This window comes from Bacillus sp. NTK071 (assembly GCF_017303315.1).
Classification (GTDB): domain Bacteria; phylum Bacillota; class Bacilli; order Bacillales; family Guptibacillaceae; genus Guptibacillus.
Genome location: NZ_JAFKOI010000005.1, coordinates 120,500 through 134,349 on the forward strand (window position 1 = coordinate 120,500; position 13,850 = coordinate 134,349).

Annotated in this window: 14 protein-coding genes; 2 read left to right on the forward strand and 12 right to left on the reverse strand. The window is 40.0% G+C overall.

Translation table 11 applies throughout. The annotated features are described in order from the left end of the window. Positions 1-3: 3 nt before the first annotated feature. From JI666_RS10815 to lplA, 7 genes are all read right to left on the reverse strand, one after another. Positions 4-324, reverse strand: a complete 321-nt coding sequence (locus JI666_RS10815) for an EthD family reductase (RefSeq protein WP_206891640.1) — start codon at positions 322-324, stop codon at positions 4-6. A gap of 25 nt (positions 325-349) precedes the next feature. Next, complete coding sequence (paaD, locus tag JI666_RS10820; RefSeq protein WP_206891648.1) at positions 350-823, reverse strand: 1,2-phenylacetyl-CoA epoxidase subunit PaaD; 474 nt, start codon at positions 821-823, stop codon at positions 350-352. Positions 824-840: 17 nt separating this feature from the next. Beyond that, entirely contained in the window at positions 841-1,620 is a 780-nt protein-coding gene (gene paaC / locus JI666_RS10825) for a 1,2-phenylacetyl-CoA epoxidase subunit PaaC (RefSeq protein ID WP_206891650.1), read from the reverse strand. Continuing rightward, complete coding sequence (gene paaB, locus JI666_RS10830) at positions 1,620-1,961, reverse strand: 1,2-phenylacetyl-CoA epoxidase subunit PaaB (protein WP_136948176.1); 342 nt, start codon at positions 1,959-1,961, stop codon at positions 1,620-1,622. The genes paaC and paaB overlap by 1 nt, the downstream gene beginning before the upstream one ends. Then, the gene (gene paaA, locus JI666_RS10835; protein WP_206891652.1) at positions 1,954-2,919 is read right to left on the reverse strand and encodes a 1,2-phenylacetyl-CoA epoxidase subunit PaaA; all 966 of its coding nucleotides are present in this window, start codon (positions 2,917-2,919) and stop codon (positions 1,954-1,956) included. Before paaA ends, paaB begins: the two co-directional genes overlap by 8 nt. A 125-nt stretch (positions 2,920-3,044) precedes the next feature. After that, a complete protein-coding gene (locus JI666_RS10840) occupies positions 3,045-4,571 on the reverse strand; it encodes a fatty acid--CoA ligase family protein (protein WP_206891654.1) in 1,527 nt (508 codons plus the stop codon). A gap of 178 nt (positions 4,572-4,749) precedes the next feature. Next, positions 4,750-5,739, reverse strand: a complete 990-nt coding sequence (gene lplA / locus JI666_RS10845) for a lipoate--protein ligase (protein WP_206891657.1) — start codon at positions 5,737-5,739, stop codon at positions 4,750-4,752. 169 nt (positions 5,740-5,908) lie between these two features. On the opposite strand from lplA, the gene JI666_RS10850 reads away from it, so the two are divergent. Beyond that, the gene (locus JI666_RS10850; protein ID WP_206891658.1) at positions 5,909-6,103 is read left to right on the forward strand and encodes a hypothetical protein; all 195 of its coding nucleotides are present in this window, start codon (positions 5,909-5,911) and stop codon (positions 6,101-6,103) included. Between the two features lie 191 nt (positions 6,104-6,294). Here the strand turns inward: JI666_RS10850 and JI666_RS10855 are convergent, their stop codons facing one another. From JI666_RS10855 to JI666_RS10870, 4 genes are all read right to left on the reverse strand, one after another. Further along, positions 6,295-7,035 (reverse strand): MBL fold metallo-hydrolase, encoded by a 741-nt coding sequence (locus tag JI666_RS10855; RefSeq protein WP_206891659.1) that lies wholly within the window; start codon positions 7,033-7,035, stop codon positions 6,295-6,297. After that, positions 7,032-7,994 carry a DNA-binding transcriptional repressor DeoR gene (gene deoR / locus JI666_RS10860; RefSeq protein WP_206891660.1) on the reverse strand — a complete coding sequence of 321 codons (963 nt, stop codon included), beginning with the start codon at positions 7,992-7,994 and terminating at the stop codon, positions 7,032-7,034. Before deoR ends, JI666_RS10855 begins: the two co-directional genes overlap by 4 nt. 152 nt (positions 7,995-8,146) lie before the next feature. Beyond that, positions 8,147-10,147 (reverse strand): transketolase, encoded by a 2,001-nt coding sequence (gene tkt / locus JI666_RS10865; RefSeq protein ID WP_206891663.1) that lies wholly within the window; start codon positions 10,145-10,147, stop codon positions 8,147-8,149. 312 nt (positions 10,148-10,459) lie between these two features. After that, positions 10,460-12,133 (reverse strand): glycoside hydrolase family 13 protein, encoded by a 1,674-nt coding sequence (locus JI666_RS10870; protein WP_206891664.1) that lies wholly within the window; start codon positions 12,131-12,133, stop codon positions 10,460-10,462. Between the two features lie 251 nt (positions 12,134-12,384). Between JI666_RS10870 and JI666_RS10875 the strand changes: the two genes are divergently transcribed. After that, positions 12,385-13,113 (forward strand): amino acid ABC transporter ATP-binding protein, encoded by a 729-nt coding sequence (locus JI666_RS10875; protein WP_211201485.1) that lies wholly within the window; start codon positions 12,385-12,387, stop codon positions 13,111-13,113. Between the two features lie 159 nt (positions 13,114-13,272). Here the strand turns inward: JI666_RS10875 and JI666_RS10880 are convergent, their stop codons facing one another. Beyond that, a complete protein-coding gene (locus JI666_RS10880) occupies positions 13,273-13,800 on the reverse strand; it encodes a GbsR/MarR family transcriptional regulator (RefSeq protein WP_206891666.1) in 528 nt (175 codons plus the stop codon). Positions 13,801-13,850: the final 50 nt, after the last annotated feature.

The following is a 13,850-nucleotide window of genomic DNA, read 5'->3' on the forward strand; positions in this document are numbered from 1 at the left end:
TCATTACTTTGTATGAACTTTTTCGCTAACTTCTTCTCCAATCATTAACGTGACGAGATCGCCTGCAAAGCTCATTAAATCTTTGCCTGATGCTTTACCTTCCTGAGACTTCATACCCGCCTTCATCGATTCATGATCTTCATAGAACATTTCGCACATTAAATAATAGTCGCTTTTCCCCATTGGTGATCCTACAATTTTTGTAACTTCCATTTTCTTCAGTCCTGGAATTTTCGATGTAATTGGAGCATGCGTATTAAAGTAATGCTCATCAAATTTCTGTGCGTTCTCCGGCTGTTTATACAATGCAATCACTTTTACCATTCTTCATCAACCTTTCTCAAATTAGTTAAATCGATACAGGCTTCATTGCCTCAAATGGGTTTTTACAAGACTTGCAATACAAAATACTTCTACAAGCAGCCGGACCAAAAATATTATCCAGCGTTGTATAAACAGATCCACAGTAAGGACATGGAACTCGCCACTCGTCACCTTGATGATTCTCAGGTGGCGCTATTCCAAACTCCTTCAATTCGCGCCTTCCTTTCTCAGAGACACGCTCTGTCGTCCAAATAGGATCGCGAATAAATGTTACGGTAACAGATTTCACATCATGAATATCTTCTACAGCGAGCTTCATATCCCTTTTAATGATATCGAGAGCAGGACAACCAGAGAACGTCGGCATCGCATCAATTTCCACATGACGATCGATTGTCCGAACAGCATAGACTATTCCAAGATCCACTACGCTGATTGTTGGGATTTCAGGATCTTTGACTGTTTGAAGAGCCTCCATTACTCGTTCCTCAAGTGTCATAACAACAACCCTTTCGTTTACCATTCTACTGCCGGAATGGATTGATAGACTTCAGAAAGAGTCGCTAACGAGGTTGTCAGATGCTTGGTGTGAATACCATTACGGCCGTTTCCTTTATTCATCGTCATTGATAAATCAATTTGTTCGTTCTTCTGCAATTCTGTTATCCAGCGTTGCTTAAGTGTTGCTTCACTTTCGATAAGAGATAGTTTAACAATCTGATCTCCTAGTTCGCCATAAGAAAAAATCCCATCAAAATCTTCTAATACGAGTTTAATAGCTTTCTCCATTCGATTTCGTGCTTCAGGAGTACTATTCATTAACTGATTAAACCATGTTTCCCAGTGCATCAGATGGTAGCTCATTTCCACTGATATTTTCTTTGCAATGTGTTGAAGAGGCTCATATGATTCTGCTTTAATTGAATCGAGTCGAATTTTCTTAGCAAGAGTATAGAAGTAATTCCGGACGACTGTAAATCCCCAGTCGTAGTCGGGATTCTCTAGATAAGTTCCTGTTCCATTTGGCAGTTCTAGAATAATGGCGTTATGAAACTTTTCAGGAGGGCGGTTATGTGTGAGATCATCTGCCTCTCCTTCTCCAATCTCTTCTAACAAAGAATAATAAAGCGTAGCATGCCCCATTAAATCCTGACTAATGGATGAAAAAGCAACATCTTCTTCGATATGTGGAGCAAGACCCAGCCATTCAGACCCTCGATAAGCCAAGATGAAATCATCGTCTGCAAGCTGATACAATAATTCTATTAAGCATTTGCGGTACTCACCTGATTCCATTACGTATCCCCTCCCCCCATAATATCTTTTTCAGTAAGCTGCTCCTGTTCATACTGGCGCCATTTCTTCTTTAAATACCCGTACCCTTTCGTTTCACGATAATCTTTATTTAGATGCTTCATTGCTTCGCGCTCACTTTGAGACATGCGCTTAATATCATCGCGTTTTACTACCCAAATGTCAGCTACCTGCTCTCGTCTGAAGAAGTTTTCCTTTGCCATAATAAACGCAAGGTCTCGATTAGGAGCAAGGAGGCTAAACTGATGTTGTAATGATGAAGTGTCTGTCTTTTTACTAAACACTTCAAAAACTTGATAAAATCCATTTCGCTCCTCACTCATAGCTTCCCACCTCACTCGCCTGCGCGCTCTTCCCTAGCGCTTCTCTTACCCACTTATTCATTTCATATGATCGTACCCTAAGCGATAATCGTTCTTGTGATTTAGGACCATGACCGGTTACGATCCGCTTAAATTCATTCCAATCTGGTTGAGCATATTTCCATTCACCATCGGCTTCATCGAAGCGGAGCGATTCATCTGGTATCGTTAACCCTAATGCCGAAATTCGTGGAACGTACTTTGTCAGAAACTCCTGTCGCAGCTGTTCATTTGACTTCGTACGGAGCTTGTAGCGCATATTTTTATCTTGATTTGTATGACCGGTTTCCGCCTTTGATTTAGGTCCAAAGAACATCAATAGTGAGGGCCACCAGCTATTTATTGAATCTTGTAATAATCCTCTTTGCTCCTTCGTACCCTCCGCAAGTGCCATGATAATACTTTCTCCGTGCTGAGCGTGAAACACTTCTTCGGCGCATATTCGTTTCAAAGCACGGCCATATGGTCCATAAGAAGTTCCAAGCATCATCGTCTGCGAAATTATGGCTGCACCATCCACTAACCAGGCAATAATGCCTGCATCTCCCCATGTCGGTGCCTCCATATGAAAAACATTATGAAATTTAAGCTTTCCGGAAAATAAGTCCTGCATAATGTCATCACGGTTCTTGCCAAGAGGCTCCATTAAGTCTTCAGCTACTCGAAGAAGCAGCTGTCCGTGCCCCATCTCATCTTGAACTTTTGCCATAATAGCAAGCTTTCGATGAAGAGTAGGCGCCTTTGGAACCCACTCTTTCTCTGGTAATGCTCCCATAATCTCACTAATGCCATGCATTGAAATCAAGCGGATCAAAGCTTCACGGTAATCATCAGGCATCCAATCATTTGCTTCAATTTTTTCACCACTATCAATTCGATTCATGAACTGTTCCAACTGATGTTCTGAAGCAACCACCATTTTACGCACCTCCTATATAACGTTTATTTAACGTCATTATATTTTATTGTTATATAAATATCAAATGTTTTCTGACATTTCACTCTATAGAAAAAGCTGATCCATATTGGATCAGCTCTTGTGCTTTATACATTTATCTGCTTACGGAGTGCTTTTCTAAGAATTTTACCTGTCGTATTTTTCGGTAACTCTTCAATAAACTCGATAATTGTCGGGCACTTGTACTTTGCAAGGTGCTCACGACAGTGTCTCAGAACTTCTTCCTCTGTTACTTGTTGTTTAACAACCACAAAAGCTTGTACAGCCTCACCAAAATTAGGATCTGGTACACCAACAACAGCCGCTTCCACTATAGCAGGGTGCTGGTACAGAACTTCTTCTACTTCACGAGGATAAACGTTATATCCTCCAACTATAACCATATCTTTCTTTCGATCAACAATATAGAAATATCCTTCTTCATCCATCTTGGCTAGGTCACCTGTAAAAAGCCAACCTTCCTTGATTGTAACCGCTGTATCTTCTGGCATTTTATAATACCCTCTCATAACATTAGGACCTTTCACAACAAGTTCTCCAACTGTTCCCACAGGAACTTCCTGTCCTAATTCATCCACTACTTTATTTGATACATTCGTAATATTCATACCAATGGATCCGGCCTTACGCGGACGATCAAGCGGGTTAAAAGTTGTAACCGGAGCGGCTTCTGAGAGACCATACCCTTCAGATATGCGCACATTAAACTTTTCCTCAAATCGGTGGAGAAGAGCAACTGGCAACGAGGAACCACCTGAGATACATAAACGCATATGTCGAAAATATTCCGTCCGACCTTCAGGGTATTGGTATAGAAAGTTGTACATAGTTGGAACGCCTGCGAAAATAGTAGCTTTGTATTTCTCTGCAACACGGAAAACTTCTTGAGGACTAAACTTAGGAAGAATGAGAATTGTGCCACCTGATATGAGTGGTGCATTCATCGAGACAGTCATGCAGAACACGTGGAACATTGGAAGTGCCGTTATAACAACATCTTCTGAAGAAATTTGAAGATAAGATCCTGTATCTGAAGCATTGCTAAATAAGTTGTAGTGGGAGAGCATGGCACCTTTTGGTTGACCGGTTGTACCTGATGTATAAAGAATAACAGCAAGATCATCTTCTTCAATCGAAACGTTTGGAACAGGATGGCCAGATTCTTCAATCATACTTGTAAACGGTTTCAATTTAGTTTTTGAAATAGTCTTTTCTTCTACTCCTGTTCCAGTGTAAGCTACTAACGAAATGTCTGGAAGCTGATGGCTCATTTTCTCAACGAGAGGCAAAGCTTGCTCAAGAGTTATGATGGCTTTAACATCTCCATTTTGAAGCAAGTACCCTATTTCATCAGGTGTATAGATCGGATTAATAGGTATCACGACAGCTCCAGCACGTAAGGCACCATAATAACCAATTAGAAATTCTGGTGAGTTACCAAGAATAAGAGCTACATGATCACCTTTTTGAATTCCTTCTAAAGAAAGATTTGCCGCAAAAGTTGACACCTTTTGATCGAGATTCTCATATGTAACAGATTGATCGTCAAAAATGTACGCAAGTTTATCCGGATAAGTGACTGCCGTCTGTCTTAACTGCTCAGATAAATTCATTCGCTCTCCTCCTGTATGAATGAGTAGTCATTCATTTTTAATTTTCTAAATATATTATATTGGAAGAAAATTTGTCTAGCAAGGGGAACAGAGGAAAGTTCATGAATTAAATAACTAAATACTACCATCTAATGGGTTAAAAACAAGAAAAAGAGCTGGATATCCAGCTCCTACTCATCTAATAAATAAGATTAATAAATTCTTCTTTCGTTATTTTTCCGAAATAATGAGATACATCTACGTCATTGAGTGCATCCTCTAAGGAACTTGGCTCATATCGTACACCTTGCAAACGTTCTTCTATTTCTTTCACATCGCCCACTCCAAAGAAGTCACCAAAAATCGTGGCTTGTTCAATATAACCCTTTTTAACTTCAAGACGAACATCAATGGACCCAATTGGAAAGCGTTTTGAATGTTGGATGTTAAATTTAGGCGAACGGCCGTAATTCCAATCCCAGTTCTTATACCGCTCCTCTGCAATCTTATGGATAGCAGTCCAGTCCTCTTCTTTAAGCGTGTAAGAAGGAATGACTTGTTCCCCTTCAAAGATATACTCAAGAAGGGTTGCTTTAAACTCTTCTCGTGTCATCTCCTGATCCATGTGTTCACTGATATTTGTCACTCGACTACGAATTGATTTAATCCCCTTGGACTCAATCTTTTCTTTATTGACCTTAAGAGCTTTCACCACATTTTCAAGATTCACATTAAACATCAAGGTCCCGTGGCTATACATTCTTCCTTTTGTAGAGAATTGTGCGTTACCTGAAATTTTCTTACCGTTAACAAGAAGATCATTTCGTCCGCTTAACTCTGCATCAACACCCAATTTCCATAACGCTTTCACCACTGGGTCAGTAAATTTTTTGTAGTTGTGAAAGCTATTTCCGTCATCCTTAGTAATAATACTAAAGCTTAAGTTACCTTGATCATTATAAACGGCTCCACCACCAGACAAGCGACGAATCACATCTACCTCATTTTCACGAATATAACTCGTATCGATTTGTTCAATAGTATTCTGGTTCTTTCCCACAATAACTGTAGGATTCATCGAATAGAACAAAAGATAGGTTTCCTCAGGATCAAGCTCCTTCAGGATATATTCCTCAATAGCCAGATTGATTCCGGCGTCCATAATGTTTTCATTATCAATATAAAGCATATCGTTACCTCCTGTATGTTCTTCTTCTATTCTAATGAATTGTCGTGACGGAATCAAAACCTGATACTTATGACCCCCGGACAATAGTATTAAAAAATGAAACCCCCTACCCTTTCTCCCGCTCCTCTTTACGAATATTGTAAGCAAACGTACTTTGAGGAGGAGCATTATGAAAATTGTTTATTACGAAAAAGGTGATATCCCAGTAATCGTAGGGGCATCTAACCTTAACTCAAGCCTCACAATCGAACAAATTAAATCCGAAGGCGAAAAAAAATCCAAAGAACTAGCTAGACTACTCGGACGCGAAATCGGATTCCTAATGGACATGAACGGAAAACTGGACTCAACTTTAGGGGAATAACGAAAAGCGGAGACGGGCGTTTAGAAACGGAGATATTGGAGCTCTTGAACTGGAACACGTTCTTTGTGTTCCGGTGAAAGAGTGAAATATCAGAGTTTCTGCGAGTCGGAGCTAGACACGAAAAGCGGAAGTGGGCGTTTAGAACCACAGAAAAAAGGCCAGAAGGTCAGCCCTTCTGGCCTTAATCATTCTTACTGCTCCGAATCCCAAACAAGCCCAGTTGAAGCTAATACAACTTCACCTTTAAAAATACGATTGGCATCCTTTTCTAACTCAGTTAGATCCCCGAAGTGTGGAAGGTGAGTCAACATCAATGTTGAGACGTTCGCTTCTTTTGCAATGCTTGCAGCATCAGTGCTATTCATATGTCCCATTGCAGATCCATCCATATGACTGTATAGATTACATTCGGAGATAAGTAAATCTGCTCCGTCTGAGAAGGTTTCAAACTCTTTTTTATAACTGGAATCAGCCGTAAATACCATTGAATGGTGTCCATCTGTTACTCGCATGGCATAACACTTTACTGGATGAATAGTTTCAAGGAAAGTGATCGTAAATGGACCTAATTCTAGTTTGTCATCTTCCTTAAATGGTCTCGCTTCAGTATAAGGGTGATGATCCAAGCTTTGAAATCCTACTTCATCATAAGGATGAGCATAAATCGGTAGCACCGGAAGCTCTGATCCTATTTTCGATTGAATAAGCCTGCCATGATACAGTACGCCAGTATCCGCAATATGATCAGGGTGATAATGACTAATCACTACACTGTCCAGTTCTTCTACAGGAAGGTAATGCTGAAGCTGAGATAAAACTCCGCTTCCACAGTCAATCAGCAAATTGTATCCGTCATGCTGTACAAGGTACCCAGCACTAGCTTCACCTGCTTTAGGATAACCTCCCCATGGACCAAGCACTGTTACTTTCATCCTATTTCACTCTCCTGTTTCTTCTTTTCTAGAAGGGCTCTAGCCGTATATTGGTCTGTTACAAGAATATTGGCATACCCACCTTGTAAGGCTCCGTATACCGCTTCAATTTTCTTCGGTCCGCCTGCAGCCATAATAGATTTCTCTTTTCTTGAAAGTTCTTCAAGATCAATTCCAATGGTGCGGGCATTTAAATCTTTATGAATAAGCTTCCCTTTCTCATCAAAAAAACGAGAGCATATTTCACCTACTGATTTAGAATGAATGGTATCTAACTCCTGCTCTGACACATACTCAGCTTGTACAATGACAGAATCATTTGTAGGTATCCCTACACTAAACAAAGCAACATTCGCATTTCTACCCATGTCTAATACTTTTCGTATATGTCGATCTTCTTCCAAAGTTTGCTTAACAAGCAGATGATCCACAATAGCTGGGACAGGTAAGAAGTGACTAGTTGCGTGAAACGCTCTACCGAGCATTTGAATGATTTCGTAGGCATAGGTGTTCGTTTCTGAGTAGCTAATCCCACCATTTAACTGCACAACCGATACATTCTTAAGTAGTTTGTGTCGTAAGTTTTTTCCAACTTCGTTTAGAGTAGTTCCCCATGAAACACCGATTAAATCATTATCCTGTATGGTTGAATTCAAGTATTCCGCCGCTATTTTTCCAATATGTTTTTTAACAATACTATCATCAAATTGAGGCACAATCGCCACTCTGGCATCCAGCAAATCAAAGGTATCTGCTAACTCAAAAGCAAGCTTGTTAACATCTTGAGATGGATCATGAATGGTAATTTCCACTATACCTGCTGCTTTAGCCTGTTTAAGTAAGCGCGAGACGGTTGGTCTAGACACAGAAAGTTTCTTAGCGATTTCTTGTTGACTATTGTCTAATTGGTAGTACAGACGAGCTGCTTCAACTACCTTTGCAAGTTTATCTTTATCCATAGCAACACCTATACATAAAATATTTAACATCATGATCTTTCCCTGTTAAGAAAAGGGCTTTCAGAAAGACTGTATACGCCTTCTGAAAGCCCCTTTCATGTCACCATAGTAAGTTAAAAACATTAATCCTATGGCAATAAAGTTACACTTCTTTATCTAGATAGCATTGCTTTCACTTTGTTCACAACATTCTCAGCTGTAAATCCAAATTCCTTAATAATGGTATCACCAGGAGCTGAAGCACCAAAGCGATCAATCGCTAGGATATCACCTTTTTGGCCAACATACTTATCCCAGCCAAATGATACTCCCATTTCAATACCAAGGCGAGCTGTTACGTTTTCTGGTAATACGCTCTCTTTGTAATCAGCTGACTGTTTTTCAAAACGATCCCAGCTTGGCATGCTAACAACAGATGCTGAGATGCCTTCTTTCTCAAGAAGCTCTTGGGCTTCAACAGCTAGCCCTACTTCAGATCCTGATGCTAGTAAAATTGCTTCAGCATTTTCGCCACCAGCTACAACATAAGCTCCACGTTTAACACCTTCGTATGCTTGTTCCTGTGAATCTGTCACAACTGGGAGATTCTGACGAGAAAGCACGAGAGCTGTTGGGTGATCTGTTGCTTCAACAGATAGTTTCCATGCAGCTGCAGTTTCATTTCCATCAGCAGGACGAATCACTGAAAGACCTGGCATTGCACGTAGTGAAGCAAGTTGCTCAACAGGTTCGTGAGTTGGACCATCTTCTCCTACTGCTACGCTATCATGAGTAAATACGTACGTTACAGGTACTCCCATCAATGCAGATAGGCGAAGTGCTGGACGGAGGTAGTCTGAGAATACGAAGAAGGTTGCACCAAAGATACGAAGACCTTTATGAAGAGCAATTCCGTTCATCGCTGCAGCCATTCCGAATTCACGTACACCGAACCAGATGTTACGTCCGCTGTAATCTGTTGGTGAGAAGTCCTGCTCGTCTTTTAACATTGTTTTGTTAGAAGAAGCAAGGTCAGCTGATCCACCAAAGATTTGCGTATTGTTCTTAGCAAGTGCATTAAGAACTTCGCCAGAAGCAGCACGAGATGCTGTGCTTGTTCCTCTTTCATAAGTAGGAACTTCGCTATCCCATCCTTCAGGAAGTTCGTTATTTAGAGCTGCAGTTAGTTGCTTCGCAAGCTCAGGATATTCCGCTTCATACTTTTTGAAAAGTTCATTCCACTCCTGTTCTTTCTTGCTTCCAGCTTCTTTAAAATCTGCAAATTGGCCTTTCACTTCTTCAGGAATATAGAAATCTTCTTCGAAAGTCCACTGGTAGTTTTCTTTCACTAGTTGAATTTCGTCTTTACCAAGCGGCGCACCATGAGAAGTGTTTTTGCCACCTTTATTAGGTGAACCATACCCAATTGTTGTTTTCACTTCAATTAGAGTTGGTTGTTCTGTATTGCTTTTCGCTTGCTTAAGAGCTTCCGCAATAGCATCCATGTCATTACCATCTTCAACGCGAATCACTTGCCAGCCGTATGCCTCATAACGTTTTTGAACGTTTTCTGAGAAGGACTGATCAAGATCACCGTCAAGAGAGATGTCGTTTGAATCATACATCACAATAAGGCGGCCAAGCTTCAAGTGGGCAGCTAGAGATGCAGATTCTGAAGAAACACCCTCCATCAAGTCACCATCACCACAAATGCTGTACGTATAGTGATCAATTACATTAAAGTTATCTCGGTTATACGTTGCAGCTAAATGACGCTCAGCCATCGCCATACCAGTTGCCATCGCAAGTCCCTGGCCAAGTGGTCCAGTTGTTGCGTCTACTCCTGGAGTCTCACCGAATTCTGGGTGTCCCGGAGTATTGCTTCCCCACTGACGGAAGGATTTTAAATCTTCCATTGTTACGTCATATCCAAACAAGTGAAGCATGCTATATAGTAGAGCTGAACCATGACCTGCTGAAAGAACAAAACGGTCGCGGTTAAACCAATCAGGGTTAGATGGATTGTGATTCATGAATTGACTCCATAGCGTATAAGCCATTGGTGCAGCCCCCATTGGCATTCCTGGATGACCTGAGTTTGCTTTTTCAACTGCATCGATTGCTAGCGTACGAATCGTGTTTACAGCAAGTGAATCCATTTGAGTCGTTGTCATATGTATACACTCCTTTTTTTATTATGAAATTTAGTAAAATCACTTATGAACAAATGTACATCTGTAATTATACAACACTCGATCAAAAAGAAAAAGGAAACCGATCATATTTCCTACTAATTTCTTTACCACAGAATTATCTTCCCTCGAAAGGATTCATTCAATCCTTCTATTTTTGAGATGACAATTTAAAGGAAGGCTATGCTAGCTTCCTTTGTTGATTTCTCAATTTTTCACTCGCCTTTCAGCAAAGCTGAGGCCAAAAAGAAAAAGCTTGAGCATTTGCTCAAGCTTCCTCACTCCCCTTAGGTCCTATAGTAAATATGCTCTTACTTCATAAGCGCGCATAGTAGATTGATGATCCAGAGATTTCGGAGCATCTGAATAGTTATTAACCAAAATCTTTCCTCCATTAAATTTTTCTGGAAGAGTCATGTGACTTGTTTCTGCTGAAAAATTTGCAGCAAGAAGTAATGTTGTATTCTTATATGACCGTGAATACACATACAGGTTTTCGTGTTCCTCTAACAATAGGCAATAATCACCATGAATAATAACCGGATACTCTTTACGCAATCGAATTAATTTCTGATAGAAATAGAAGACCGAGTTTTCATCACTCAATGCCTTCCTAGCATTAAGATCAGGATAATTAGCATTCACTTTAAGCCATGGTGTACCTGTAGTAAATCCTGCATGATTGTCATCAGTCCATTGCATTGGCGTTCGAGCGTTATCACGACCCTTTTTGTGAATGGCTTTCATCACATCCTCTGGATGCTTACCCTTTTCCATTACCTCTTCCCTATACATGTTTAGTGTCTCAATATCTTCGTAATCTTCAATCGAATCGAAATACACATTTGTCATTCCAAGTTCTTGACCTTGATAAATATAAGGAGTTCCTTGAAGAAAATGCAGCCATGCTGCTAACATCTTTGCAGATTCGACTCGATAGGTTTCATCATCTCCAAACACTGAAACCGAGCGTGGCTGATCGTGATTTTCCATGTAAAGACTGTTCCATCCTTTACCGTGAAGTTCCGTTTGCCACTTCGAAATAATGCGTTTTAAGTCTGTTAGCTGCCATGGTTGCTGATCCCATTTCCCTCCGGGACCGCTTGTAACATCCATATGTTCAAACTGAAAGAGCATATTAACGATTCCATTATCTTCATCAGTATATCTTGCTCCATCCTCAGGTGTTGCCATAGGCATCTCGCCAACTGTCATGGCATCATAATGTTGAAGAACCTTCTCATTCATTTCCGTCATATACTCAACAAATTTAGGTCCATTAACAAAATAATCACCACCCCACTGGTAACGATCTCTAGACGTAACTTCTGCATCAGGAAGATTAGAATCCTTCGAAATTAAATTAATGACATCCATGCGAAAGCCATCTGCTCCTTTATCGAGCCAGAACTTCATAAGGTCGTATATTTCCTCTCTAAGTTCTCTATTCTCCCAGTTAAGGTCAGGCTGTTTATTCGAGAAAAGATGTAGATAATATTCATCGCTCAACTCATCATAGTCCCACGCAGAACCACCGAAGAAGGAACCCCAGTTATTTGGAGGCTGACCGTCTTTACCAGGATGCCAGATATAATAATCACGAAATGGGCTATCTTTGGATTTCCTTGCTTCAGTAAACCAGGCATGTTCATCTGAAGAGTGGTTCACAACAAGATCCATCACAAGTCGAATGCCTCTTTTGTGCATACCGTCTAGCATTTCCTCCCAATCTTCCATTGTGCCGAACTCATCCATGATATTTCGATAATCACTGATGTCATATCCATTATCATCGTTAGGCGATTGATAAACTGGCGACAACCAGACAACATCAATGCCAAGCTCTTTTAAGTAATCTAGCTTTTCTGTAATTCCTTTAATATCACCAATCCCATCACCATTACTGTCACTAAAGCTCCTGGGATAAATTTGATAGATAACGCTTTCTTTCCACCACTGTTCTGCCATGTTGTACCCTCCTGATTTCCTACTGTGTAAATTTACTTAAAACTGCGCAAACGTTTTCATTAGTTATTATAATAAAGTTCATGGTGCAGTACAAATCCAAATAAAGTGAATGAACCTGTAAATTAAGACATGATCTTTTTTAAATGCGAAATTACTTGTTATACTATAGTAAATCTACATCAGCGTTTACTTTTACTATTAACTAGTCATTATAATAATGACGTTTTCTCGGAGAGGAGATCATAACCACCATGAGCATCATTCAAGTTAAAGATCTAAAGAAATCATTTGGAGACCTAGAAGTATTGAAGAACATTAATACTGATGTAAAGGAGAAAGAAGTAGTCTGCGTGGTTGGACCTTCAGGGTCAGGAAAAAGTACTTTTCTCCGCTGTTTAAATAAACTCGAAGAGATTACAGGTGGAAGTGTCATAGTGAATGGGCACGATATCGCGGACCCCAAAACGAATATTAACAAAGTTCGACAAGATGTAGGGATGGTCTTTCAACACTTTAACCTTTTCCCACATAAAACAGTACTTCAGAACATTACACTAGCTCCTTTGAAGGTTAAAGGAGAAAACAAAGATAATTCCACTAAAAAAGCACTTGATCTTCTTGAAAAGGTCGGTCTTAAGGACAAGGCTGACAGTTATCCTGGTGAGCTATCAGGAGGGCAGAAGCAACGTGTCGCTATTGCACGTGCACTTGCTATGGAACCTAGTGTTATGCTGTTTGATGAGCCTACTTCAGCACTCGATCCAGAAATGATTGGAGAGGTGCTAGAAGTTATGAAGCAGCTAGCCAAAGAGGGTATGACGATGGTTGTTGTAACCCATGAGATGGGTTTTGCTCGTGAAGTTGGTGATCGAGTAATCTTTATGGACGGCGGTTATATTGTTGAAGAAAATGTCCCTAACGAACTTTTCTCTAACCCTCAGAACGAGCGTACCAAAGCATTCTTAAGTAAAATTCTATAAAAAAGCGTGCAGGATTGTTCTAATCCTGCACGCTTTTTTATATTAGGCTCTTTTCTAAAAGATTGTTCTTTAGAGAACACTACACTTTGCTAATTGGAGCAGAAATTCCCCACTCTTATAGTAACAATGTTTACGAGCCTTTTATTATAAGTAGAAAACCTATTCTACTTTATCAATTACATCGAATATTTCACGAGATTCAAATAAATCAACGACCTTGTTTAACCACTCATAGTACCCTAAAGCATAGGATATTCGATCCAGATCTTCTTGAGCAGTTATTCTTTTTTCGTGAGGTATATTATCTTCGAGAAGCTCCATTAATTCAGCGATTGATTCCTTACATGCATCACGATTCATCTCAATTCCTTTGCGCCAATGAATGCAGAAAAAGTCGGTAAATGTTTGATACCAGTTTGACTTCACTTCGTAAAGATCCTTCCGTTCTCCTTTCCTCCATACTTTTTCTATCATATTTAGGTCAATTAAAGTTCGAACACCAGTCGACATACTTGTTTTGCTCATTTGAAGTTTGTCTTTCATTTCATCGAGAGTCATCGGATTTTCCTCAAAGAACATAGCACCATACAACCTTCCTACAGAAGGAGTTACACTATAAATGTCCATGTTTTTAGAGATCGATTCAATCACTCTTTCGCGAGCATTCTCCAGTCTTTCATCTTGCAAACTATACACCTACTTTTTCTATCATTTGTCATTTCATAGTGTATGGTTAA

Coding starts and splice junctions, on each gene's coding strand:
- lplA (WP_206891657.1), bottom strand. CDS start 5,739: ATGCTTTATATTGATAATGAAAACATTATGGACGCCGGAATCAATCTG.
- JI666_RS10850 (WP_206891658.1), top strand. CDS start 5,909: ATGAAAATTGTTTATTACGAAAAAGGTGATATCCCAGTAATCGTAGGG.
- paaC (WP_206891650.1), bottom strand. CDS start 1,620: ATGGAATCAGGTGAGTACCGCAAATGCTTAATAGAATTATTGTATCAG.
- JI666_RS10815 (WP_206891640.1), bottom strand. CDS start 324: ATGGTAAAAGTGATTGCATTGTATAAACAGCCGGAGAACGCACAGAAA.
- deoR (WP_206891660.1), bottom strand. CDS start 7,994: ATGGATAAAGATAAACTTGCAAAGGTAGTTGAAGCAGCTCGTCTGTAC.
- JI666_RS10840 (WP_206891654.1), bottom strand. CDS start 4,571: ATGAATTTATCTGAGCAGTTAAGACAGACGGCAGTCACTTATCCGGAT.
- JI666_RS10855 (WP_206891659.1), bottom strand. CDS start 7,035: ATGAAAGTAACAGTGCTTGGTCCATGGGGAGGTTATCCTAAAGCAGGT.
- tkt (WP_206891663.1), bottom strand. CDS start 10,147: ATGACAACGACTCAAATGGATTCACTTGCTGTAAACACGATTCGTACG.
- paaA (WP_206891652.1), bottom strand. CDS start 2,919: ATGGTGGTTGCTTCAGAACATCAGTTGGAACAGTTCATGAATCGAATT.
- JI666_RS10870 (WP_206891664.1), bottom strand. CDS start 12,133: ATGGCAGAACAGTGGTGGAAAGAAAGCGTTATCTATCAAATTTATCCC.
- paaB (WP_136948176.1), bottom strand. CDS start 1,961: ATGAGTGAGGAGCGAAATGGATTTTATCAAGTTTTTGAAGTGTTTAGT.
- JI666_RS10875 (WP_211201485.1), top strand. CDS start 12,385: ATGAGCATCATTCAAGTTAAAGATCTAAAGAAATCATTTGGAGACCTA.
- paaD (WP_206891648.1), bottom strand. CDS start 823: ATGACACTTGAGGAACGAGTAATGGAGGCTCTTCAAACAGTCAAAGAT.